Annotated in this window: 21 protein-coding genes; 7 read left to right on the top strand and 14 right to left on the bottom strand. The window is 57.4% G+C overall.

What is annotated here, in order from left to right:
* Window positions 1–2: 2 nt before the first annotated feature.
* The 9 genes from cysM to ACOTYB_RS06615 all read right to left on the bottom strand — a co-directional run bounded on the left by cysM (window position 3) and on the right by ACOTYB_RS06615 (window position 7455).
* Entirely contained in the window at window positions 3–914 is a 912-nt protein-coding gene (gene cysM, locus ACOTYB_RS06655; RefSeq protein WP_003861311.1) for a cysteine synthase CysM, read from the bottom strand.
* A gap of 67 nt (window positions 915–981) precedes the next feature.
* Complete coding sequence (gene cysA / locus ACOTYB_RS06650) at window positions 982–2076, bottom strand: sulfate/thiosulfate ABC transporter ATP-binding protein CysA (protein WP_032659702.1); 1095 nt, start codon at window positions 2074–2076, stop codon at window positions 982–984.
* A complete protein-coding gene (gene cysW / locus ACOTYB_RS06645; RefSeq protein WP_023325019.1) occupies window positions 2066–2941 on the bottom strand; it encodes a sulfate/thiosulfate ABC transporter permease CysW in 876 nt (291 codons plus the stop codon). Before cysW ends, cysA begins: the two co-directional genes overlap by 11 nt.
* On the bottom strand, window positions 2941–3774 hold the full coding sequence (gene cysT / locus ACOTYB_RS06640) for a sulfate/thiosulfate ABC transporter permease CysT (protein WP_003861303.1): 834 nt from the start codon (window positions 3772–3774) through the stop codon (window positions 2941–2943). Before cysT ends, cysW begins: the two co-directional genes overlap by 1 nt.
* Window positions 3774–4787, bottom strand: a complete 1014-nt coding sequence (locus tag ACOTYB_RS06635) for a sulfate ABC transporter substrate-binding protein (protein ID WP_032609792.1) — start codon at window positions 4785–4787, stop codon at window positions 3774–3776. The genes cysT and ACOTYB_RS06635 overlap by 1 nt, the downstream gene beginning before the upstream one ends.
* Window positions 4788–4962: 175 nt before the next feature.
* Complete coding sequence (locus ACOTYB_RS06630; RefSeq protein ID WP_003861297.1) at window positions 4963–5862, bottom strand: Dyp-type peroxidase; 900 nt, start codon at window positions 5860–5862, stop codon at window positions 4963–4965.
* A 92-nt stretch (window positions 5863–5954) separates the two neighbouring features.
* A complete protein-coding gene (locus ACOTYB_RS06625; RefSeq protein WP_220153269.1) occupies window positions 5955–6530 on the bottom strand; it encodes an RpoE-regulated lipoprotein in 576 nt (191 codons plus the stop codon).
* 63 nt (window positions 6531–6593) lie between these two features.
* A complete protein-coding gene (locus tag ACOTYB_RS06620; RefSeq protein ID WP_003861294.1) occupies window positions 6594–7043 on the bottom strand; it encodes a DUF2919 domain-containing protein in 450 nt (149 codons plus the stop codon).
* The gene (locus ACOTYB_RS06615) at window positions 7030–7455 is read right to left on the bottom strand and encodes a GNAT family acetyltransferase (RefSeq protein ID WP_003861292.1); all 426 of its coding nucleotides are present in this window, start codon (window positions 7453–7455) and stop codon (window positions 7030–7032) included. The genes ACOTYB_RS06620 and ACOTYB_RS06615 overlap by 14 nt, the downstream gene beginning before the upstream one ends.
* Window positions 7456–7667: 212 nt before the next feature.
* On the opposite strand from ACOTYB_RS06615, the gene amiA reads away from it, so the two are divergent.
* Entirely contained in the window at window positions 7668–8543 is an 876-nt protein-coding gene (gene amiA, locus ACOTYB_RS06610) for an N-acetylmuramoyl-L-alanine amidase AmiA (RefSeq protein ID WP_023325022.1), read from the top strand.
* Entirely contained in the window at window positions 8543–9442 is a 900-nt protein-coding gene (hemF, locus tag ACOTYB_RS06605) for an oxygen-dependent coproporphyrinogen oxidase (RefSeq protein WP_045343931.1), read from the top strand. Before amiA ends, hemF begins: the two co-directional genes overlap by 1 nt.
* A 64-nt stretch (window positions 9443–9506) precedes the next feature.
* Here hemF and maeB read toward each other — a convergent pair whose 3' ends face one another.
* Window positions 9507–11786, bottom strand: a complete 2280-nt coding sequence (gene maeB / locus ACOTYB_RS06600; protein WP_409248809.1) for an NADP-dependent oxaloacetate-decarboxylating malate dehydrogenase — start codon at window positions 11784–11786, stop codon at window positions 9507–9509.
* A gap of 286 nt (window positions 11787–12072) precedes the next feature.
* Here maeB and tal point away from each other — a divergent pair, with 286 nt between their 5' ends.
* Together tal and tkt are read left to right on the top strand one after the other, a co-directional pair.
* Entirely contained in the window at window positions 12073–13023 is a 951-nt protein-coding gene (gene tal / locus ACOTYB_RS06595) for a transaldolase (protein WP_023314621.1), read from the top strand.
* 19 nt (window positions 13024–13042) lie between these two features.
* The gene (tkt, locus tag ACOTYB_RS06590; protein ID WP_022651557.1) at window positions 13043–15031 is read left to right on the top strand and encodes a transketolase; all 1989 of its coding nucleotides are present in this window, start codon (window positions 13043–13045) and stop codon (window positions 15029–15031) included.
* Window positions 15032–15090: 59 nt separating this feature from the next.
* Here tkt and ACOTYB_RS06585 read toward each other — a convergent pair whose 3' ends face one another.
* The 3 genes from ACOTYB_RS06585 to aegA all read right to left on the bottom strand — a co-directional run bounded on the left by ACOTYB_RS06585 (window position 15091) and on the right by aegA (window position 18878).
* Window positions 15091–16134: a DUF1176 domain-containing protein gene (locus tag ACOTYB_RS06585; protein ID WP_003863552.1), complete on the bottom strand. Its 1044-nt coding sequence runs from the start codon at window positions 16132–16134 to the stop codon at window positions 15091–15093.
* A gap of 106 nt (window positions 16135–16240) precedes the next feature.
* Window positions 16241–16834 (bottom strand): GDP-mannose pyrophosphatase NudK, encoded by a 594-nt coding sequence (gene nudK, locus ACOTYB_RS06580; protein WP_003863554.1) that lies wholly within the window; start codon window positions 16832–16834, stop codon window positions 16241–16243.
* Between the two features lie 67 nt (window positions 16835–16901).
* Complete coding sequence (aegA, locus tag ACOTYB_RS06575; protein ID WP_099543474.1) at window positions 16902–18878, bottom strand: formate-dependent uric acid utilization protein AegA; 1977 nt, start codon at window positions 18876–18878, stop codon at window positions 16902–16904.
* Window positions 18879–19030: 152 nt separating this feature from the next.
* Here aegA and narQ point away from each other — a divergent pair, with 152 nt between their 5' ends.
* Both narQ and acrD read left to right on the top strand, forming a co-directional pair.
* Window positions 19031–20725, top strand: a complete 1695-nt coding sequence (gene narQ / locus ACOTYB_RS06570) for a nitrate/nitrite two-component system sensor histidine kinase NarQ (RefSeq protein ID WP_045345537.1) — start codon at window positions 19031–19033, stop codon at window positions 20723–20725.
* Window positions 20726–20866: 141 nt separating this feature from the next.
* A complete protein-coding gene (gene acrD / locus ACOTYB_RS06565) occupies window positions 20867–23980 on the top strand; it encodes a multidrug efflux RND transporter permease AcrD (RefSeq protein WP_220317011.1) in 3114 nt (1037 codons plus the stop codon).
* Between the two features lie 110 nt (window positions 23981–24090).
* Here acrD and ypfM read toward each other — a convergent pair whose 3' ends face one another.
* Entirely contained in the window at window positions 24091–24150 is a 60-nt protein-coding gene (ypfM, locus tag ACOTYB_RS06560; RefSeq protein ID WP_015572204.1) for a protein YpfM, read from the bottom strand.
* 387 nt (window positions 24151–24537) lie between these two features.
* Between ypfM and ACOTYB_RS06555 the strand changes: the two genes are divergently transcribed.
* On the top strand, window positions 24538–24894 hold the full coding sequence (locus ACOTYB_RS06555; RefSeq protein ID WP_015572203.1) for an ArsC family reductase: 357 nt from the start codon (window positions 24538–24540) through the stop codon (window positions 24892–24894).

Below are 24894 nucleotides of genomic sequence, written 5' to 3'. Positions count from 1 at the left end.
GCTTAAATCCCCGCCCCCTGCGAATAACTCTCTTCACCAAAGACGCCGGTAGACAGGTAACGGTCGCCGCGATCGCAAATAATCGCTACGACCACCGCTCCCGGCGTGGACTCAGCCACCCGGATCGCGCCCGCTACGGCACCGCCAGAGCTGACGCCGCAGAAGATGCCTTCACGTACGGCCAGCTCACGCATGGTATTTTCCGCCTCGCGCTGATGAATATCCAGCACCTGGTCCACAAGCTGCGCATTAAAGATGCCCGGCATATACTCCGCCGGCCAGCGGCGGATGCCCGGAATACTGCTCCCCTCTTCCGGTTGCAGGCCGACAATCGTCACTGGCTTATCCTGTTCACGCAGAAAGCGTGACACACCGGTGATCGTGCCCGTGGTCCCCATGCTGGAGACAAAGTGGGTGATGCGCCCGGCGGTTTGCTGCCAGATTTCCGGGCCGGTGGTGGTGTAGTGCGCGTACGGGTTGTCCGGGTTATTAAACTGGTCGAGCAGCTTGCCTTCCCCGCGCTCCGCCATCGCTAACGCTAAATCTCGCGCCCCTTCCATCCCCTGCTCTTTGCTCACCAGAATCAGCTCGGCTCCATAGGCGCGCATGGCGGCACGGCGCTCCTGGCTCATGTTATCCGGCATCAGCAGCTTCATACGATAGCCTTTCAGGGCGGCTATCATCGCCAGTGCGATACCGGTGTTACCACTGGTGGCTTCGATCAGCACATCGCCGGGCTTTATCTCGCCGCGCTTTTCGGCCTGAACAATCATCGACAGCGCCGCCCGGTCTTTCACCGACCCCGCCGGGTTATTGCCTTCAAGTTTGACCCAGATTTCGCTGCCGTTGTCACACCCCATGCGCTGAAGTTTGACCAGAGGGGTGTTGCCGATGGTGTGTTCGAGTGTATTCACGATTTTTACTCAATAAAAAGCCCGGTAAGCATCACGCCACCGGGCGAAAAACATACTCAATAACCTATCAGGCTGACTCCGCCAGAGCAATATCCTCGCGCGTCTCGATGCGCTCGTTGCCGTGATAAATGCGCGCGTGTTGCAGCCCCACAAACAGGCGTTCCCCCCGGTGCGGCGGCTCGTCGTCACGCATAACCACGGTCAGCGGCTCGGTGTACCAGCCCAGGGGCTGTACCACTAATTGGGTGTAGTGACCTTTAGGGCTAGCTTCCAGCACCTGCACCGGAAGCGGTGAATCCAGGCTGGTACGGCGGCTGACGTCCACTTCCCACGGACGCAGGAATAGATCCACCGGCCCCTGATGCGCGGAGGTATACCCCAGCGGCCAGCGGTGCGCGCCAACGTGGAACTGACCGCCGCGAATGGTGCCCTGAAGGCGGTTTACTTCTCCCATAAACTCCAGCACAAAGCGGGTCGCCGGTTCACGCCAGAGCTGCTCTGGCTCGTCAACCTGCTCAATGTTGCCCTGACTCATTACCACCACGCGGTCGGCCACTTCCATCGCCTCTTCCTGATCGTGGGTCACGAAAACGCTGGTGAACTGGAGTTCCTCATGCAGCTGACGCAGCCAACGACGCAGCTCTTTTCGCACCTGCGCATCCAGCGCGCCAAACGGTTCGTCCAGTAGCAGGATTTGCGGTTCAACGGCTAACGCACGCGCCAGCGCCACGCGCTGCTTCTGCCCGCCGGAAAGCTGAGCCGGGAAGCGGTCCGCCAGATGTGCAAGCTGCACCATCTCCAGCAGTTTGGTCACTTTCGCTTTGATGGCGGCGGCATCTGGACGTTCACGACGCGGCAGCACGGTCAGGCCAAACGCAATGTTGTCGAATACCGTCATGTGGCGGAACAGCGCGTAATGCTGGAATACAAAGCCCACTTTACGGTCGCGGGCATGCAGGCGGCTCACGTCCGTACCGTGGAAGCGGATATGTCCGCTGGTCTGGTGCTCAAGCCCGGCGATAATACGCAGCAGCGTGGTTTTACCGGAGCCAGACGGCCCCAGCAGCGCCACCATTTGTCCGGAAGGGATATCCAGCGAGATATCATTCAGCACCTGGGTGCGACCAAAAGACTTCTTAATATTGGCAATCTCAATGCTCATGATTTCCCTCCTGATGCTGACGTTTTTCCTGATTCTCTAAACGCCACTGCACCACACTCTTCAAAAACAGGGTCAAAATGGCCATCAGCGTCAGCAACGCTGCGGCAGTAAAGGAACCGACAGTGTTGTAGTCCTGTTCCAGTAATTCAATCTGTAACGGCAGCGACAGGGTTTCGCCGCGAATCGAGCCGGATACTACCGACACCGCGCCAAACTCACCGATCGCACGGGCGTTGGTCAGCACCACGCCGTAAAGCAGTGCCCAGCGGATATTCGGCAGCGTGACGCGGCGGAACATCTGCCAGCCGGAAGCGCCGAGCAGCACCGCGGCTTCATCTTCATGGCTGCCCTGGCTGAGCATCACTGGCACCAGCTCGCGCACAACGAACGGACAGGTGACAAAGACGGTCACCAGCACCATCCCCGGCCAGGCGAACATGATTTGCAGGTCGTGTTCATCCAGCCAGCCGCCCAGCGGGCCATTGGAGCCGTAGAAGAGCAGATAAACCAGACCCGCCACCACAGGAGACACCGCAAACGGGATATCCAGCAGGGTCAGCAGCAGCTGACGCCCCGGGAAGTTAAAGCGCGTTACCAGCCAGGCCAGCAATACGCCAAACAAAAGATTCACCGGGACAGTGATCAGGGCAATCATCACCGTCAGCCAGATGGCGTGGAGCATGTCCGGATCGGCCAGATTTTGCAGCGCGGGCATAATCCCTTTGCTGAAGGCCTGTACGAAGATGTACACCATCGGCACGACGAGAATGAATGCGGAGACCAGCACGCCGGTACCAATCAGAAACCATTTGCCCCAGTTGATGCGGGGCGCGTCATAGCGCTTCAATTGCGTAACTTCCGCCATCAGTGACCTACCACACGTCGACCAAAGCGACTTTGCAGAGTGTTAATCGAAAACAGTAGCAGCAGCGACGCGGCAAGGATCACCGAGGCAATCGCGCTCGCGGCCGGATAATCAAACTCCTGCAAACGGACAAAAATCATCAGCGAGGTCACTTCGGTTTTCCACGCGATGTTCCCGGCGATAAAAATGACCGCGCCAAATTCACCGAGGCTGCGGGTAAAGGAGAGCGCCACCCCCGCCAGCAAGGCCGGAGAAAGTTCCGGCAGAACAACCTTACGGAAACTCTGCCAGCGCGTGGCGCCCAGGGTTTCCGCGGCCTCTTCGTATTCGGGTCCTAACTCTTCCAGCACCGGCTGCACGGTACGCACCACAAACGGGATGCTGGTAAAGGCCATCGCCACCGCGATACCGAGCCAGGTATAGGTCACTTTGATATCAAACTTCGCCAGCCACTCACCGTAAAAGCCGTTCACGGAAAACAGCGACGCCAGCGTCAAACCGGCCACTGCCGTCGGCAGGGCAAAGGGCAGATCCATCAACGCGTCGAGGAGCGTGCGGCCCGGGAAGCGATAGCGGGTTAAGATCCACGCCATCAGCAGGCCAAACACGCCGTTAAAAATCGAGGCCACGAACGCAGACAGCAGCGTGACCTTATAGGCCGCCACCACCTGAGGGTTGGTGACCACTTCCCAGTACTGGGACCAGCTCATCTCAGCGAGCTGCATCACCAGAGCGCTGAGCGGTAACAATAAAATCAGACAGACGAACAGCAGGCTGGTCCCGAGGCTTAAGGTAAAACCCGGCAGCACACGTCTTGTTGATCCTGCAAACATTACTTACGCCCCGCCGCCAGCAATTTGTCTAACTCACCGCCGCTGGCAAAATGCGTTTTCATCACCTCAGGCCAGGCGCCGAAATGATCTTCCACGCGGAACAGCTCGGTCTGCGGGAATTTGTCTTTCAGCTTGCTCATCACGTCCGGGTTGTTGACACGGTAGTAGTAGTCGGTGATAACGGTCTGCGCCTGCGGGCTGTACAGATAGTTCAGGTAGGCTTTCGCCGCCTTTTCTGTGCCGTTAGCCTTAACGTTTTTATCCACCCACGCCACCGGGAACTCGGCCAGAATGTTGGTTTTCGGGATAACCACTTCGAAGCCCTGCGCTTCGTACTGTTTACGAATATTGTTCACCTCGGATTCAAAGCTGATCAGCACGTCGCCCAGCCCGCGTTCGGCGAAGGTAGTGGTTGCGCCACGACCGCCGGTATCAAACACCTCGACGTTTTTCAGGAACTGGGTCATAAACTGTTCGGTTTTCGCTTTATCGTTACCGTCAGCTTTGTCCGCCGCGCCCCACGCCGCCAGATAGGTGTAACGTGCGTTGCCGGAGGTTTTCGGATTCGGGAAGATCAGCTTTACGTCTGAACGCACCAGGTCGTTCCAGTCGTGGATGTTCTTCGGGTTGCCCTTGCGCACCAGGAAGCCCATGGTGGAGTAAAATGGCGAACTGTTGTTCGGCAGGCGGCTTTGCCAGTTCGCCGGGATCAGTTTGCCTTTGTCGTGCAGGATCTGCACGTCCGTGACCTGGTTGTAGGTCACCACGTCCGCTTTCAGCCCCTGCAAAATGGCCAGCGCCTGCTTGGATGAGCCAGCGTGCGACTGTTTGATGGTCAGCTTGTCGCCGTTGTTCTCTTTCGCCCACTGCTGTTCAAATGCGGGATTAAGGGCGGCAAACAGCTCGCGCGAAACATCATAAGAACTGTTCAGCAACTCGGTTGCCTGCGCCTGCGCCACCAGCAGTAAACCTGCCAGTGCCAGCGATCCTTTTTTCAGTACAGTAACGGCCATTGCGCACCCTTATAAATGTGATGACTATCTTATAGTCATAATATTTATAACGGAGTCTAAAGGAGTAACGGTTTTATATACCGTTTAGTGATTTAGAAGCAGAAAAGGGAATAAGAGTGCGAGAGAAATTGCCGGGTGGCGCTAACGCTTACCCGGCCTACGAATGGAGAGCGATTTACAGCGCCAGCAGGCGCTCAACGGACGGCGCAAAGTAGTAGCCGCCAGTCACCGGACGGGTGAAGCGCAGCATGGCGTCACGCTTGCCGTCGGTATCGCCAAACATGCTCAACAGCTGCTGTTCGATGTTGTAGAGCCGCGCGCAGTAAGCGCAGAAGTACAGGCCGTGCGTACCGCTCGCGGTGCCGTACGGCAGGCTCTGGCGAACAATCTTCAGCCCCTTACCGTCTTCTTTAAGGTCAACGCGGGACAGGTGGGACGTGACCGGACGCGCATCGCCGTCAATCTCTTCATTGGCGTCTTTGGTGCGGCCAATCATCATCTCCTGGTCATGCACGCTCATGCGGTTGAGCTGCCTGAGGTTATGCTCCCAGCGCTGGACGAACACGTAGCTGCCGCCCGCGTCCACGCCATCCTTGATTACAGCCACCTCGCGACGCGTCTCTTCCCCGGCCGGGTTTTCGGTGCCGTCGACGAAGCCGCTCAAATCGCGCTCTTCTACCCAGCGGAAACCGTGGATCTCTTCCTGCACGTCGATGCTGTCACCAAAGGCCTCAATCGCTGCCTGAGCGATGGAGAAGTTCACGTCATGGCGCAGGGAGAGGATATGGATCAGGACGTCATACTGGGTGGCGGGCGCAAGACCTTTGCCATAAGGAATAAAATCTTTCAGCTCTTCTGCGCCTTCGCCGCCGCTCAGCTGACGCCAGACGGTATTGCCAAAGGCAACCACCGCGCCCAGATGGGCTTCGGGGAATTTGGCCTGGAAGGTGGCCAGTTTATCAACGAAAACTTTGCTGGCCGCGCGCAGGGCATCCACATCCCCTTTGACGTTGGCTTCAATCCAAATCGCCGCGCGGCAATGTTCTGGCAAAATGCCACTCTGAACCTGAGACATCGCTCCTCCTGAAAAAAAGATGCCACGACTGCGTGGCATTGATGGCGGCTATTATACCTGGATTTCAGCGAGGCGGCTTGCTCAGGCGCAAATTACTGCTTCCAGATAATTTTGCTCACTTTCCACTTTTTCAGGGTGTCGTCAGACGGCATTAACCCTTCCGGACCGTTCCAGGTGCCGCTGAATACATAGCTAATGTGCTGGCTGCCGTCGGCCTTACACTCGACCGCCACGCTCTCCTCCGACGGCACACTGGCACAGTGGCCAAACGCTTTCTGATAGAGTTCGCCAAACGGCGTTCCCACCTTCACGCCATCTGAGGTCGGGATCTCTTCATCCATCACCGCTATGCGGTTGACCGTACCTTTATCGCCGTTGATGACCATTGCCACCTTGTCATCTTTCAACGCTTCGAAATAGCGCACGATGTTGCCGTTCTCGGTTTTCATGCCGCTGCGCAGGCGATAATCACTGCCGATGGCATCCTGAATGGCATCCTGATCCAGCGCCGTCGAGGCGGTAATTTTGCCCACGCCCTGCTCGGTCACTTCCGTTGAGGATCCAAACCAGTTCCACGGATAGGCCGCAGACCAGTTGATGGATGAGAGCGTGGAACAGCCGGTTAACGCCAGTGGGAGAGCGCATAAAAGTAAACGCAGCGATTTCATTGAGACGTCCTTACGTAGTAAATCAACGCTTGTTGGAGTGCAGTATCGGCAAAAAGTGCCGTTTTAATCTGACTCTTGCGTAAAACAGGCGCGTAAACGGGGATTCGTGACCAGCCACAGCAGCGCGACAATATCCGCCACCACCAGCGCAATCCCGATACCCGAAAGCGGCTCGCCGTACAGCCAGAGCACGGGCTGCCAGACCAGGAGCACAACCTGCGCCAGAATCAATAGCCAGCGAAGTGCGCGCCAGAAGCGCGGGAGGAACTGCCGCCGTCCGCTGCACAGGAACGCCAGCACCGCCGGTACACCGGGCAGTAACCCCAGCCAGAACGCATCGTGATCGGGATAAAAGAGATTCAGTAGCGTATCGCCCTGCCCGCGCGACGCGCCAGCCATCACGAACAGCACCCAGGTGCGGGCCTGCAACAGCAGAACGCACCAGAACAAAAAAGGCAGACGCAGACGACCGTGAACATCATAGTCGCCAGGGTGGAACTCAGTACTCTTCATCTTCGATCAGGCGCTTACCCAGCGTCAGTACATCCGCATGCTCGTAGCCCAGGCGTTCATACATGCCCAGCACCACGTCGTTATCTTCCCGCACCATGATCTGGATTTTCGGACAGCCGCGGGCGATCAGCTTCTTTTCCAGACGGTTAAGCAGCGCGTTGGCGATGCCGCGCGCGCGGTATTCCGGGTGCACGCCCAGATAGTAGGCCGAGCCGCGGTGGCCGTCGTACCCGCCCATCACCGTCCCGACTACTTCGCCGTTGACCTCAGCGACCAGAAACAGACTGACGTCGTGATTCACCTTCCGTTCGATGTCCATCTCCGGATCGTTCCATGGACGCAGCAGATCGCAGCGCTCCCAAAGGGTGATCACCTCTTCGAAATCTTCCTGGCGAAAAACGCGTATCTCCATGGTATTAACCGCCTTTTCGGGTTTAAAAACAGTGATTATGGCGTGAACAGGGCATTTAGCCAATAACCGGGGAAAAACTCGCCAAAATTTGGCATAATGTCACTTTGTCACGTATTGAAATGAAAAGTAAAACAATTCTCAATAAGGAATGTCGTCACGCAAAACGCGATACGATATAACACCAGGACCCCAATTTTTACAATTCAGGCCGCATGAGCACATTCAAACCATTAAAAGCACTCACATCGCGTCGTCAGGTTCTCAAAGCGGGGCTGGCGGCCTTAACGTTAACGGGCATCGCAAAGCAGGCTCAGGCAAAAGACGAGAGCACGCTTAAAACCAGTAACGGACACAGCAAGCCGAAAACCAAAAAAGCCGGCGCAAAGCGTCTGGTCATGCTCGATCCAGGCCACGGCGGGATCGACACCGGCGCCATTGGCCGAAACGGTTCGAAAGAAAAACACGTCGTGCTGGCAATTGCAAAAAATGTGCGCGCAATTTTACGCAGCAACGGTATTGACGCCCGCCTAACGCGCACGGGCGACACGTTTATCCCACTGTACGATCGCGTGGAGATTGCCCACAAGCACGGCGCAGACCTGTTTATGTCCATTCACGCGGATGGCTTCACAAACCCTTCCGCCGCAGGCGCCTCGGTGTTCGCTCTCTCCAACCGTGGCGCCAGTAGCGCCATGGCGAAATACCTCTCCGATCGTGAAAACCGGGCGGATGAAGTGGCCGGGAAAAAAGCTACCGACAAAGACCATCTGTTACAGCAGGTTCTGTTTGATCTCGTGCAGACCGATACCATCAAAAACAGCCTGACGCTCGGCTCGCATATCCTTAAACGGATTAAGCCCGTGCACCGTCTGCACAGCAAAAGCACCGAGCAGGCCGCGTTTGTGGTGCTGAAGTCCCCGTCCATACCGTCCGTGCTGGTGGAAACCTCGTTCATTACCAACCCGGAAGAAGAGCGTTTACTCGGCACCACGGCGTTTCGTCAGAAGATCGCGAACGCCATCGCCTCCGGGGTCATCAGTTATTTCAACTGGTTCGATAATCAAAAAGCGCACTCCAGGAAACGTTGATGAAACCGAATGCACAGCTGGTCAAAACTTTCCTGATGCAGCTACAGGACGCGATTTGCCAGAAACTTTCCGCCGCAGACGGCGGTGAATTCCAGGAAGACGCCTGGCAGCGCGAAGCGGGCGGCGGCGGGCGCAGCCGCGTGCTGCGTAACGGCGGTATTTTTGAACAGGCCGGGGTCAACTTCTCCCACGTCCACGGTGATGCAATGCCAGCGTCCGCCACGGCGCATCGGCCTGAACTGGCGGGCCGCAGCTTCGAGGCGATGGGCGTCTCGCTGGTGGTGCATCCGCATAACCCGTTTGTGCCAACCAGCCACGCCAACGTGCGCTTTTTCATCGCGGAAAAACCGGGGGCCGATCCGGTCTGGTGGTTTGGCGGCGGTTTCGACTTAACGCCTTACTATGGCTTCGAAGAGGATGCCGTGCACTGGCACACCACCGCGCGCGACCTCTGCCTGCCGTTTGGCGAAGACGTTTACCCGAAATACAAAAAGTGGTGCGATGACTATTTCTATCTGAAGCACCGCGACGAGCAGCGCGGCATCGGCGGGCTGTTCTTTGACGATCTCAACACGCCGGATTTTGATACCGCATTCAGCTTTATGCGCGCGGTGGGTGAAGGCTTTACCGATGCCTATCTGCCGATTGTCGAACGCCGCAAAAACACCGACTACGGCGTGCGCGAGCGTGAGTTCCAGCTTTACCGCCGCGGGCGCTACGTGGAGTTTAACCTGGTATGGGATCGCGGGACGCTGTTTGGCCTGCAAACCGGTGGGCGCACGGAGTCCATTCTGATGTCGATGCCGCCGCTGGTGCGCTGGGAATACAGCTACGCGCCAAAAGAAGGCAGCCCGGAGGCTGCCTTGAGTGAGTTCCTTAAAGTACGCGACTGGATTTAACTGCCGGATGGCGCTGCGCTTATCCGGCCTACTCAATCCGTAGGTCGGGTAAGCAAACGCGCCCTTACAGCGGCTGCGTCTGTGCCTCAACCACCGCCAGCGCCACCATGTTGACGATACGACGCACGGAGGCAATCGGCGTTAACACATGCACCGGTTTTGACATCCCCATCAGCACTGGCCCTACGGTCACCCCTTCAGAACTCGACACGCGCAGCAGGTTATAGCTGATACGCGCCGCTTCCACGTTTGGCATAATCAGCACGTTCGCCGAGCCTTTCAGCGGGCTGTCCGGCATGCGTTCGTTACGGATGCTCTCCACCAGCGCGGCGTCGCCGTGCATCTCGCCGTCGATCATCAGCTCCGGCGCACGCTCGCGCACCAGGTCCAGCGTCTGGCGCATTTTGCACGCCGCCGCGGATTTGGATGACCCGAAGTTAGAGTGCGACAGCAGCGCCACTTTCGGCTCGATACCAAAGCGGCGCACGGTTTCCGCCGCCATCACGGTGATTTCCGCCAGTTCCTCCGGGGAAGGATCGTCGTTGACGTAGGTATCGGCGATAAAGGTGTTACCGCTTGGCAGCAGCAGCGCGTTCATTGCGCCGGCAGTATGGACGCCCTCGCGATAGCCGAAGATCTCCTGCACCACGCTGAAATGCTCATGGTACTCGCCGATGGTGCCGCAGATCAGCGCATCCGCCTCACCGCGATGAACCATGATCGCGCCGATCACCGTGGTATTGCTGATCACCGCCCGCTGCGCCTGCTCCTGGGTGATCCCGCGACGCTTCATGATCGAATAGTATTCGTTCCAGTACTCTTTGAAGCGCGGATCGGATTCGTTATTGACGATCTCAAAGTCGACGCCCGGCTTAATTTGCAGGCCCAGCTTCTGAATACGCATCTCGATCACGCTCGGACGACCAATCAGGATCGGTTTCGCCAGCCCTAAGGTGATCAGCTCCTGCGTGGCATGCAGCACGCGCGCCTCTTCCCCTTCCGCCAGCACCACGCGCTTCGCGTCAGCGCGCGCCTGGGAGAAGATCGGCTTCATAAACAGGTTGGTTTTGTAGACGAACTCGGTGAGTTTATCGACGTAGGCATCGAAATCTTCAATCGGCCGCGTCGCCACGCCGGAGTCCATCGCCGCTTTAGCCACCGCTGGCGCGATCTTCACGATCAGACGCGGGTCAAATGGTTTAGGGATAATGTAGTCGGGGCCGAAGCTCAGATCCTGATCGCCGTAGGCGGAGGCCACCACTTCGCTCTGCTCGGCGTGCGCCAGCTCTGCGATAGCATGAACGGCGGCGAGCTTCATCTCTTCGTTGATTGCCGTAGCGCCGACGTCCAGCGCACCGCGGAAGATGAACGGGAAGCAGAGCACGTTGTTCACCTGGTTCGGGTAGTCCGAACGTCCGGTACAGATGATCGCGTCTTCACGCACCGCCTTCGCCAGCGGCGGCAGAATTTCCGGCTCCGGGTTCGCCAGGGCCAGGATCATTGGCGCGCGCGCCATCTTCTGCACCATCTCCTGGGTCAGTACTTTCGGGCCTGAACAGCCGAGGAAAATGTCGGCACCTTCAATGACGTCTTCTAGCGTGCGCTTGCCGTCGTCTTCCACCGCATAGGCCGCCTTGGTTTCCGCCATGTTTGGCTCGCGGTCTTTGTAGATCACGCCCTTGGAGTCGCAGACCACAATATTGTGCTTCTGCATGCCCAGCGCCACCAGCAGGTTCATACAGGCGATGGCCGCGGCGCCTGCGCCGGAGACCACCATGCGCACGTCGGAGAGATTTTTCTCTACCACGCGCAGGCCGTTCAGAATGGCGGCGGTACTGATAATCGCCGTGCCGTGCTGGTCGTCATGGAACACGGGAATGTTCATACGCTCGCGCAGCTTCTGCTCGATATAGAAACATTCCGGCGCTTTGATGTCTTCCAGGTTGATGCCGCCGAAGGTCGGCTCCAGCGCCGCCACCACGTTGATGAATTTATCCGGACCCAGTTCGTCCACTTCGATATCGAAGACGTCGATACCGGCAAATTTCTTAAACAGAACGCCCTTCCCTTCCATCACCGGCTTACCGGCCAGCGCACCGATGTTCCCTAACCCCAGCACCGCCGTACCGTTAGAGATAACGGCCACCAGGTTGCCACGGGCGGTGTATTTGTACGCTGCCAGCGGATCTTTTTCGATTTCCAGGCACGGAGCAGCCACGCCTGGCGAGTAGGCCAGCGCCAGATCGCGCTGGGTCGCCAGCGGTTTGGTCGGGGATACCTGGATTTTACCCGGAACAGGAAACTCGTGAAAATCGAGAGCGCTTTGTTTTAACTGATCATCCATCTTGTTATTCCTTTCACGTTTCGGTCAAAAAGGGTGATGTTGACGTTCCTATGCACACCCTGGTGTGCCGCATAGTATCGCCGCAGGCAGGCTCCTAAACTTTGAAGGCTGCCAAACTCTCACCATTGCAGAATAAAAATTGTTATCAATTTATAACAACCATGTTACCCGTCTCAGACAGCAATGCCTCCCCCGTCTGCTATGCTTTTTTGTTAAGTCCATCATGATTTTCTCAGAAGTGTGAACTAACGCACTCGACTAACTCTTTTATTTCCAAGGAGTAATTATGAACCAGCTAGACGGCATCAAACAATTTACCACCGTGGTTGCAGACAGCGGCGACATCGAGTCGATTCGTCACTACCAGCCGGAAGACGCGACCACCAACCCCTCGCTGCTGCTCAAGGCGGCCGGTCTTGCGCACTTTAGTCATCTGATTGATGACGCCCTTGCCTATGGCAAACAGCGCGGGCAAACGCAGGAGCAGCAGGTCGCCGAGGCCAGCGACAAGCTGGCGGTCAATATCGGTGCGGAAATTCTTAAAAGCATACCGGGACGCGTCTCCACCGAAGTGGACGCCCGCCTCTCGTTTGACCAGGAAAAGAGCATCAACAAGGCTCGCCGCCTGGTGGAACTCTACCAGGAGCAGGGGATCGATAAGTCACGCATCCTGATCAAGCTTGCGTCTACCTGGGAAGGCATCCGCGCGGCGGAAGTGCTGGAGAAAGAGGGGATCCACTGCAACCTGACGCTGCTGTTCTCCTTCGCCCAAGCGCGTGCCTGCGCCGAAGCGGGCGTGTTCCTGATTTCACCGTTTGTCGGACGTATCTACGACTGGTATCAGGCGAAACAGCCAATGGATCCGTACGTGGTGGAAGAAGATCCTGGCGTGAAATCGGTGCGTAATATCTACGATTATTACAAGCAGCACCGCTACGAAACCATCGTGATGGGGGCCAGCTTCCGCCGCACCGAGCAGATCCTGGCGCTCGCGGGCTGCGACCGGCTGACCATCTCCCCTGACCTGCTGAAAAAGCTTCAGGAGAGTGAAGAGACGGTGATCCGCAAGCTTGTGCCGACCTCTACCGTTCTGCCAAAACCAAAACCCATGACCGAAGCGGAATTCCGCTGGGAGCACAATCAGGACCCAATGGCCGTGGAAAAACTGGCGGACGGCATCCGTCAGTTCGCCGTCGACCAGCGCAAACTCGAAGATCTTCTCGCTGCCAAACTTTAACCTTGCCACGGAGTGAACTATGTCCCGTAAAGAGCTCGCCAACGCCATTCGCGCCCTCAGCATGGATGCCGTACAAAAAGCCAATTCCGGCCACCCTGGCGCCCCCATGGGTATGGCTGATATTGCCGAAGTGCTGTGGAACGACTTCCTCAAGCACAACCCGACCGATCCGACCTGGTACGATCGCGACCGTTTTATTCTCTCCAACGGTCACGCATCGATGCTGCTCTACAGCCTGCTGCACCTCTCCGGCTACGATCTGCCGCTTGAGGAGTTAAAAAACTTCCGCCAGCTGCACTCCAAAACGCCGGGCCACCCGGAGATCGGCTATACGCCGGGTGTTGAAACCACTACCGGCCCGCTGGGCCAGGGGCTGGCGAATGCCGTCGGCCTGGCGATTGCAGAGCGTACGCTGGCCGCGCAGTTCAACCAGCCCGACCACGAGATTGTCGATCACTACACCTATGTCTTTATGGGTGATGGCTGCCTGATGGAGGGGATCTCCCACGAGGTCTGCTCGCTGGCGGGCACCCTGGGCCTGGGCAAGCTGATTGGCTTCTACGATCACAACGGTATCTCCATTGACGGGGAAACCGAGGGCTGGTTTACCGACGACACGGCAAAACGCTTTGAAGCCTATCACTGGCACGTGGTGCACGAGATCGACGGTCACGATCCTGAGGCGGTGAAAAAAGCGATTCAGGAAGCGCAGAGCGTGAAGGACAAACCGTCCCTGATCATCTGCCGCACCACCATCGGCTTCGGCTCGCCGAACAAAGCGGGCAAAGAAGAGGCGCACGGCGCGGCGCTGGGTGAAGAGGAAGTGGCGCTGACCCGCCAGAAACTGGGCTGGAAACACCCGGCCTTTGAGATCCCAAAAGAGATCTACAAGGCCTGGGATGCTCGCGAAACAGGTGAAAAAGCGCAGCAGGCCTGGAACGAGAAGTTTGCCGCTTACAAAAAAGCGTATCCGGATCTGGCGGCTGAGTTTACCCGCCGCATGAGCGGCGGCCTGCCGGAAGACTGGGAAGAGAAAACCCAGGCGCTGATTGAAAACCTGCAATCCAACCCGGCGAAAATTGCCACCCGTAAGGCATCACAAAACACCCTGAACGCAATTGGCCCAATCCTGCCCGAACTGCTGGGCGGATCGGCGGATCTGGCGCCAAGTAACCTTACCATCTGGTCCGGCTCTAAATCCCTGAAGGAGGACATTGCCGGGAACTACATCCACTACGGCGTGCGCGAGTTCGGGATGACCGCCATTGCCAACGGCATCGCCCACCATGGCGGCTTCGTGCCGTACACCGCTACCTTCCTGATGTTTGTCGAATATGCCCGTAACGCGGCGCGTATGGCGGCTCTGATGAAGGCGCGGCAAATCATGGTGTACACCCACGACTCCATCGGACTGGGTGAAGATGGGCCGACGCACCAGGCGGTAGAGCAGCTGGCGAGCCTGCGCCTGACGCCAAACTTCAGTACCTGGCGTCCGTGCGATCAGGTTGAAGCGGCAGTGGGCTGGAAGCTGGCCGTAGAGCGTCATAACGGACCCACGGCGCTGATCCTGTCGCGCCAGAACCTGGCGCAGATCGAGCGCACGCCGGAGCAGGTGAAAAATATCGCCCGCGGCGGGTACATCCTGAAAGACAGCGGCGGCAAGCCAGACGTGATCCTGATTGCCACCGGTTCAGAGGTGGAAATCACGGTAAAAGCGGCGGAGAAACTAACCGCCGAGGGTCACGCGGTGCGCGTGGTTTCCCTGCCTTCAACGGATATCTTTGATGCCCAGGATGAGGCGTACCGCGAATCGGTGCTGCCTTCAAACGTCGCGGCGCGCGTGGCGGTTGAAGCTGGCATTGCCGACTACTGGTACAAATATGTGGGTCTGAAAGGGGCGATTGTCGGCATGAAGGGTTACGGTGAATCCGCCCCGGCCGATAAGCTGTTCCCGTACTTCGGCTTTACCGTTGAGAACGTAGTGGAGAAGGCGCTGAGCGTGCTGTAGTGCGATCTGCGTTGCCGGGTGGCGGCTGCGCCTGACCCGGCCTACAAATCGGCAAAACCCTACCTTGTGATCCACAGCGTGGGCCAGGCATCTGGCCCATTCCAGTTATCACAGCTTGGCTCTTCCGCGTAGCGTACCAGACGGAAGCGCTGGCCGTTAAAACGCCAGCGGGTCTGGATCCCACAGTCGCCAATCCCGCGTCCCAGCGCCAGTGTGGTCAGCTCGCGCGTTTTTTCATCGAAGCTGGCATTCATCAGCTCCATGTCGCTACTCTGGCTGGAAGGGGTAAACGGCAGACGCAATCTCACGCTCCTGGCCGCAAACGGTTTTTTACGCGACACCAGCCACGCCAGGTCGACGGTGTTGTACGCCCCCGCCTCACAGCTGATGATCATCAGCGCTTTGTCATCGGTCAGCGCGGTCACGCGCACCTCACGCCGGTTCGGATCGAGAGAGCACTGGCTGTGGTTCATGCGCCAGTTACCGTAATCCAGCAGATCGTTCAATTCGTTATGCGTCAGCGGCGTTGGCGTGGGGTTCACCACCGCCACCTTTTTTAATGCCGGCGCAGGCGGCACGCTCAGCGGTGGACTATCCCCTTTTTTAATCCATGCCGTTTCACTTCCGACGCGTTTTTGCTGGGCATCGATAAACAGCAGCGCCGCTTTCAGCCCGGCCAGAGAGATTGTCTGCTTCCCCCCGCGCAGAGTCAGCGCCTGACCTTCCTGAATGGTTTTCAGAAACGTGGTGATGGTGCCCGTATCGTCTGTTTTAAGATGCCAGGGGGTTAACTGCCAGTGTTGCGACGTGAGTTTAAGCGGCACATTGTCGAGCAGCAGGCGCGGGGCGATGTCAGGCTCTTTCACCGGAGGCGCCGAAAGCCCACCGAGATCAATGCGCAGGCTGGCGTCCGTTTTTGCCCCCGCACTGCGGCTCAGCGACATGACCAGACCGCGATGCTCGCCAGTGTTGCGCGCTACGCAGAAGTTCTGGTTATTGCAGGTCACCTGCCAGTCTGAAAAAGACTGCTGCGCAGGCGCAGCCCACACCCGAGGCGCGGGAAGCACGCAAATGAAGAAGATAAGAAAAACGCAGTAGCGCATGAACGGCACAGCCCCGCAAACGAATAGGTCAATCTGGGGCGTATCTTCGTGCCCTGGGCGGGCTGGCTCAATCGGATTTATCGGATAGATTTATCTGAAATACAACTTATCGCGCTTCCGCCGCGGCATTCATCAGCCCGCTGGTTTGCAGATATTGCAACAGGATCACCGCTTTACCGTCGCGGATCTCGCCGCGTTTCACCATGTCAACAGCCTTAGCGAAAGGCATTTCCAGCACTTCAATGTCTTCGTCGTCCACGCCACCGCCCCGGTGCGTGCGCTGGGCATCGGTATATTCCGCAATGAAGAAGTGGATCAGCTCGGTGACCCCGCCAGGGGACATAAACAGCTCAAAGACTTTCTGCACCGTCCCCACCTCAAAACCCGTCTCTTCAATGGCTTCTTTGCGGATACACACTTCCGGCTCATCGTCGTCCAGCAGACCTGCACAGGTTTCAATCAGACGTCCGTCCGCGTTGCCATTGACCCATGTCGCGATGCGAAACTGGCGGATCAGCACTACGCTTTGCTTTTCACGGTTATACAGCAGAATGGTTGCACCATTGCCCCGGTCGTAGACTTCGCGTTTATGGCGAATGACGTCCCCGTTCTTACGGGTGAGATCGTAAGTGATGTTACGCAGGACAAAGTAATTTTCAGAAAGGATTTTGTCTTTAATAACGCTAATGTTCAGAGACATACGGGCTCCACGGCAAAATGAGTCTGTTTATACTACGCTGTGAAGCCCGCTTTGTCGCCCGTCTGCGTTAATGCATGTTGCGCGGCGGCACGCCAAGCCAGTCCATGATCCCCTGCGCGGCATGGCGCCCTTCCGCCATCGCGGTGACCACCAGATCCGCACCGCGTACCGCATCACCGCCAGCAAAAATCTGCGGATTCGAGGTCTGGTAGCGATAACGGCTCTCCACGGAGGCCCTGATGCGCCCCCAGTCGTCGGTGTCGACGCCCTGCGCCTGAAGCCACGGCATGGCGTGCGGATTAAACCCAAACGCCATGATCACCGCATCCGCTGGCATGACAAACTCACTGCCCGCCACCGGGACAGGACGCCGCCGCCCCTGCGCATCCGGCTCGCCCAGACGGGTGCGCAGCATCCGGATACCGTTCACCTTCCCGTCGGCATCCAGCGTGAGCTCAACCGGCTGGACATTAAATTCAAACGCCGCGCCCTCTTCTTTCGCGTTTTTAACCTCTTTCTTTGAGCCCGGCATGTTGGCCTCGTCCCGCCGATAGGCGCAGGTGACTTTCGCCGCGCCATGCCGCAGCGCGGTGCGCACGCAGTCCATCGCCGTATCGCCCCCGCCGAGCACCACCACGTTTAACCCCTGCGTGTCGATAAACGGCTCGTCTGCGGCAGGGTCAAGGCCCATCACGTTCCGCGTGTTTGCCACTAAAAACGGCAGCGCGTCGTACACGCCCGGCGCGTCTTCGTGAGGGATACCCGCTTTCATGGAACGATAGGTCCCTACGCCGATGAACAGGGCATCGTAGTCGTTTTGCAGTTGGGCCATCGACACGTCTTTTCCCACCTCGCAGTTCAGCTCGAAGCGGATGCCCATCGCGCTGAATATCTCTCTGCGCCGCGCTAGCAGGGATTTATCCAGCTTGAAGGCAGGAATACCAAAGGTCAGCAGTCCACCGATTTCCGGATGGCGGTCGTAGACCGTCACAGCGACGCCGCTGCGCACCAGTACGTCGGCGCAGGCCAGCCCTGCCGGACCGGCACCGATGATGGCGACGCGCTTACCGACCGGCTTAACGTGGCTGACGTCCGGCGTCCAGCCCATCGCCAGCGCCCGATCCGAGATATACCGTTCGATATTCCCGATGGTTACTGCCCCTGACGTATCCCGCAGGGTGCAGGCGCCTTCACATAATCGATCCTGTGGACAGACGCGGCCGGTAATTTCCGGTAAACAGTTAGTCTGGTGAGAAAGCTCAGCCGCACCGACGATATCCCCCCCCCTGATCCGCTCAATCCACTGCGGAATGTGGTTATGCAGCGGGCAGGTCCACTCGCAAATGCTGTGCTCGCCACATTTCAGGCACCGGGATGCCTCGCGCTGCACCTGTTCCGGGCGAAACGGCAGGTAGATCTCGTTAAAATGGTCTGCGCGTGCTTCGGGGCTGAGCTTATCCGGCTCACCGCGCGCCGGGGTGTTTTGCATCTGTTGCCGTTTGGTTTGCGAAGGGACTGACTGAACCGCCTCGCTGTGCCACGGCAGCGCGTCCAGCCTTGCGCTGCGCTGTCGGCGCTGCTTAACCAGCTTATCCAGTACGGCTGGGGTGGCGAGCGTAAGCACCTCCGCCGGGCAGTTTTCAACGCAGGCCGGGCCTTGCGGCCTTTCCAGACAGAGGTCGCATTTGTGCGCCGAGGCCTTTACGCTGTCGTTTTCCAGCGGGGCGATCAGCATGTCCATCGTGCCAAACGGACAGGCCACCACGCAGGCTTTACAGCCAATGCATTTTTGTTGATTGACCTGTACGCTGTCGCTGTGTTGCGTGATGGCTCCGTTCGGGCAGCTTTGCGCGCAGGGCGCGTTTTCACAGTGGTGGCAGGTCACGGGGCTTTTTCGCAAGCCTGAGGTAAGGACCGTAATGCGGGGATGAAAATGGCGCTCGCTCAGCGCGTGCTGCTCCCCGTTGTGCGCCATCACACAGGCAACTTCGCAGGCGCGACAACCGATACACTGTTGAGCGTTGGCCATAATAAAACGATTCATAACAACACCTGTTTTTGGTTCAATAACCTTATTCTTTCTATTGTTATCGTATTTACCCACAGCAGCATGGCGACGCAATGTTCAAATGCCCAGGAAGGCGAACTATTTCCAGTGAACCTGTGGCAGATCAATTTAATTCAGGAAGCCGATGAGTGACCGTTAAACGCCCCGTATCGGGAAGCCTGGCTCGGGCTTTCTTTTCGATGATTGTCTTGTCCGTTCTGATCAGCGCCATTGCGCTGGTTACACTCGCCAGCAGCCAGCGCGACGCCGAGGCGATTAACATCGCCGGATCGCTGCGCATGCAGAGCTACCGCCTGGGCTACGAAATGCAGCGCGCCAGCCCGTCGCTGGCGGAGCACCGCGCGGTCTGGCAGAAAACGCTGAGCGCGCCTGCGTTGCAGAAGCTAAACCGCTGGTATGTGCCTGAGGACGTCAAACAGCGTTACCAGCAGTTGCACCTTGGCTGGCAGGAGATGGACACGCGTATCGCCAGCGGCGATACCGGGTGGTATCAGAACCACATAGAGGATTTCGTGGGCAGGATAGATGCCTTTGTGCTGGCGCTTCAGCACTACACCGAACATAAAATTCAGCTGGTGATTTGCATGTCGCTGACGGGCGGCCTGGGCATCCTGCTGCTGGCGGTGGTGACCCTGCGGCGCATCCGCCGTCAGGTTGTGCTGCCGCTGAATAATCTGGTGGCGGCGAGCGAGCGTATCGAACAGGGCCAGTTCGACACTCCCGCGCCGGATACTACGCTGCCCAACGAGTTGGGCCAGCTTTCCCGCGCCTTCAACCATATGTCGGCGGAATTACACACCCTGTACCGTTCCCTTGAGCACTCCGTTGCCGAAAAAACCCGCCACCTGAATGAAGCCCATCAGCAGCTCGAAATGCTGTTCAAATGCTCACAGGCGTTGAATACCGGGCAGATAGACAGCCACTGCTTCCGGCATATTTTGCAGATTGTGCATGACTATACGCAGATGAATTACCTGCAATTGCGCACCAGTGACGACTGGCAGCTTTACGAAGGACTGGAGACCCCGGGCGAGAAAATGCACAATTTACCGGTGTTAATGCAGGATACCCTGTACGGCGAACTGCGCTGGCAAAGCGCGACCGGGGATGTTCCGCTGCCGCTCATGGAAAGCGTGGCGACGATGCTGGGCCGGGGGCTCTATTTTAATCAGGCGCAGAAACATTATCAGCAACTGCTGCTGATGGAGGAGCGCGCCACCATCGCGCGCGAGCTGCATGATTCGCTGGCGCAGGTGCTCTCCTATTTGCGTATTCAGCTTACGCTGCTGAAGCATGCCGTGCCGGGCGACAATGCCCCGGCGCAGGCTATCATCACGGACTTCTCTCGCGAGCTGAATAACGCCTGGCATCAGCTACGCGAGCTGCTCACCACCTTCCGCCTGACGCTCAATCACGCCAATCTTCCTGCCGCGCTACAGGAGTCTCTCGACGGGTTGCAAAGCCAGACCAGCGCGAAGCTGGTGCTCGACTGCCGTCTCTCATCACTGGCGCTGGACGCGCAAAAACAGGTGCACCTCTTACAGATTGTGCGTGAGGCAGTGCTGAATGCGATTAAACATGCCGATGCGAGCGAGATTGTGGTCAGCTGCGTCACCACCGCGGACGGCACTCACACGGTCACGATCCGCGACAACGGTATTGGTATCGGCGACGCCAGTGAACCGCCGGGGCATTACGGGCTGAATATCATGCGCGAACGCGCGGGACGGCTCGGCGGAACATTACACTTTTCTCAGCCGCCACAGGGTGGGACACAGGTCAGCGTGACGTTCCGGACACCTGCGGCGCAGGCTGAAAAATAGCGGGAAAGAAGGCGCGCTGAAAAAAGCGCATGATAATTTACATTATCTCCTTTATTTCTCCACGTTTGACCTGGGCCTTACCGCTAAAGTTAGGCGGGCAATAAACAATAATGACGTGCAGCAAAACGAGGTCACACTTTAATGGCGAATTTTTTCATCGATCGCCCCATTTTTGCCTGGGTGCTTGCAATCCTGTTGTGTCTGACGGGTGTCCTGGCGATTACTTCCCTTCCTGTTGAGCAATACCCCGACCTCGCGCCCCCCAACGTGCGTATCACGGCGAACTATCCTGGCGCCTCGGCACAGACGCTGGAAAATACCGTCACGCAGGTTATCGAGCAGAACATGACGGGTCTTGATAACCTGATGTACATGTCCTCGCAGAGCAGTGCCACGGGCCAGGCGACGGTAACCCTGAGCTTTACGGCGGGCACGGATCCGGATGAAGCGGTGCAGCAGGTGCAAAACCAGCTGCAATCGGCCCTGCGTAAACTGCCTCAGGCGGTGCAGAACCAGGGGGTGACCGTGCGTAAAACCGGTGACACCAATATTTTGACCATCGCGTTTGTTTCAACCGATGGCTCGATGGATAAGCAGGACATCGCGGACTACGTCGCCAGTAATATTCAGGATCCGCTCAGCCGTATCAACGGCGTGGGTGATATCGACGCCTACGGCTCGCAGTACTCCATGCGTATCTGGCTGGATCCCAACAAGCTGAACAGCGTGCAGATGACCGCTAAAGATGTCACCGACGCTATCGAATCGCAGAACGCCCAGATTGCCGTGGGGCAGCTCGGCGGTACGCCGTCCGTGGACAACCAGGCGCTTAACGCCACCATCAACTCCCAGTCGCTGCTCCAGACACCTGACCAGTTCCGCAATATTACTCTGCGCGTGAATCAGGACGGTTCGGAAGTGCGTCTGGGGGATGTCGCCACCGTGGAAATGGGGGCGGAAAAATATGACTACCTGAGTCGCTTTAACGGCAATGCCGCGTCCGGACTGGGGGTAAAACTGGCCTCCGGCGCCAACGAAATGGCGACCGCGCAGCGGGTGTTAGAGCGTCTGGATGAACTGTCGCATTACTTCCCGCACGGACTGGAGTACAAAGTCGCCTACGAAACCACCTCATTCGTAAAAGCCTCCATCGAAGATGTGGTGAAAACCCTGCTCGAAGCTATCGCGCTGGTGTTCCTCGTGATGTACCTGTTCCTGCAAAACTTCCGCGCCACGCTGATCCCCACCATTGCGGTGCCGGTGGTGCTGCTGGGAACCTTTGCGGTGCTGTATGCCTTCGGTTACAGCATCAACACCCTGACCATGTTCGCCATGGTGCTGGCCATCGGCCTGCTGGTGGATGATGCCATCGTGGTGGTGGAAAACGTCGAGCGCATTATGAGCGAGGAAGGGCTTTCGCCCCGCGAGGCCACGCGCAAATCGATGGGACAAATTCAGGGCGCGCTGGTCGGTATCGCCATGGTGCTGTCGGCGGTATTTATCCCGATGGCATTTTTTGGCGGCACCACGGGCGCGATTTATCGCCAGTTCTCGATCACCATCGTCTCTGCAATGGTGCTCTCCGTACTCGTGGCAATGATCCTTACCCCTGCCCTGTGCGCGACGCTGCTCAAACCGCTGCATAAGGGCGAACACCACGGTCAAAAAGGCTTCTTCGGCTGGTTTAACCGCATGTTTAACCGCAATGCGGCGCGCTATGAAGCGGGCGTGGGTAAAGTACTGCACCGCAGCGTGCGCTGGATGGTGGTTTATGTCCTGCTGCTCGGCGGCATGGTCTTCCTGTTCCTGCGGCTGCCAACCTCGTTCCTGCCGCTGGAAGATCGCGGCATGTTTATTACTTCCGTACAGTTACCGAGCGGCTCGACCCAGCAGCAGACCCTGAAAGTGGTGCAGAAGGTTGAGAACTACTTCCATACTCAGGAGAAAGATAACGTGGTCTCCGTCTTCTCCACCGTCGGCTCTGGCCCCGGCGGTAACGGGCAGAACGTGGCGCGTATGTTTGTGCGCCTGAAAGACTGGGACCAGCGCGACAGCGATACCGGCTCCTCCTTTGCCATCATTGAGCGTGCAACCAAAGCGTTCAACAAAATCAAGGAAGCGCGCGTTTTCGCCAGCAGCCCGCCCGCCATCAGCGGCCTGGGCAGCTCAGCCGGGTTTGATATGGAGCTTCAGGATCACGCGGGTGCCGGGCATGACGCGTTGATGGCTGCTCGCGATAAACTGCTCGAGCTGGCCGGGAAAGATCCGCAGCTTACCCGCGTTCGTCATAACGGTCTGGATGACAGCCCTCAGCTACAGGTAGATATTGACCAGCGTAAAGCGCAGGCGCTGGGCGTCTCCATCGACGACATTAACGACACCCTGCAAACGGCATGGGGCTCAAGCTACGTAAATGACTTTATGGATCGCGGCCGCGTGAAGAAGGTCTACGTTCAGTCTGCCGCCAAATACCGCATGCTGCCGGACGATATCAACCGCTGGTATGTGCGCAATAACACCGGCGGCATGGTGCCGTTCTCGGCGTTTGCGACGTCACGCTGGGAGACCGGTTCGCCGCGTCTGGAGCGTTACAACGGCTATTCGGCGCTGGAGATTGTCGGTGAAGCCGCGCCGGGCGTCAGTACCGGTACCGCAATGGACATTATGGAAAAACTGGTTCAGCAGTTACCGACCGGCTTTGGCCTGGAGTGGACGGCGATGTCCTACCAGGAACGGCTTTCCGGCGCTCAGGCGCCTGCCCTGTATGCTCTTTCGCTGCTGGTGGTATTCCTCTGCCTGGCGGCGCTGTATGAAAGCTGGTCAGTGCCGTTCTCGGTGATGCTGGTGGTGCCTCTCGGGGTCATCGGCGCGCTGCTGGCAACCTGGATGCGCGGCCTGGAAAATGATGTCTATTTCCAGGTCGGACTCCTCACCGTGATCGGATTGTCGGCAAAAAACGCCATTCTGATCGTCGAATTTGCCAATGAGATGAATGCCAAAGGTCACGAACTGATGGCCGCCACGCTGCACGCCTGTCCTCAGCGCCTGCGTCCGATCCTGATGACCTCTCTGGCGTTTGTGTTTGGCGTCCTGCCGATGGCCACCAGCTCCGGCGCAGGCTCCAGCAGCCAGCACGCAGTGGGTACGGGCGTTATGGGGGGAATGATATCCGCGACGATACTGGCTATCTATTTCGTACCGCTGTTCTTTGTGCTGATACGTCGTCGTTTCCCGCTGAAGGATAAGCCGGAATAACCCGTTGAAATAAAAAAAGGCGGCTTTACAGGCCGCCTTTTTATTGTGTGATTCTTTCACACTATGGTTATTTTAGTTAATTAAGTGCTCTTGCATTTCTTACCGGAAATTCATTTACGAAGCATGCCTTCGATAAAATCTTTCCAGTTCCCCAGTTCACGTTCAATCATAACAACCTCTCTTATTATTATGCGCATTCTACGAAAACGTATCATCATTGTGAAGCCACTTTAACCGATTGCTGTGATTGAGCCCCGCTGTACTGGTAGGTTTAGGATCACTATGAGCGTTGCCGGTTAAATTTTATGTGACCTACAGCAATATTTTGAAATAGTCGGAAAAATGACAGCATTTTTAATTTCCCCCTGAGTTTATTGGCAATTTAAACAGGGTGGACAACTATGCTTAAAAGATGAAAGACTATTCAGCTTACAGCTGTTCGTTGAATTATGGAGAATTGTAAATCCCGAAAAATTCCGAATGTGTTATATTCCACTTAAGGATATATCTTCGAAAATATTGAACATTAAATCCACAAAAGAACAAAAGGATTCACTATGGTTGTGATGTACGGCATTAAGAATTGCGACACGATTAAAAAAGCCCGCCGCTGGCTGGAAGCACACAACATCGACTATCGCTTCCACGATTACCGTGCCGACGGGCTTGACCCCGCGTTTCTCCATTCCGCCATCAACGAACTGGGATGGGAAGCGCTGCTGAATACCCGCGGGACCACCTGGCGAAAACTGGATGAATCTCTCCGGGCCACGATCAACGACGCCGACAGCGCAGCCAAATTGATGCTTGAAATGCCGGCAATCATCAAACGCCCATTGCTCTGCAAGCCAGGTCAGCCTATGCTGCTGGGTTTCAGTGAAACCCTTTATTCAGATTTATTCGTTGAGGTGTAG

The sequence above is a fragment of the Enterobacter cloacae complex sp. IR5450 genome, assembly GCF_049238665.1.
Taxonomy (GTDB): domain Bacteria; phylum Pseudomonadota; class Gammaproteobacteria; order Enterobacterales; family Enterobacteriaceae; genus Enterobacter; species Enterobacter hormaechei_C.
This window is presented reverse-complemented; position numbering and strand designations above follow the sequence as displayed.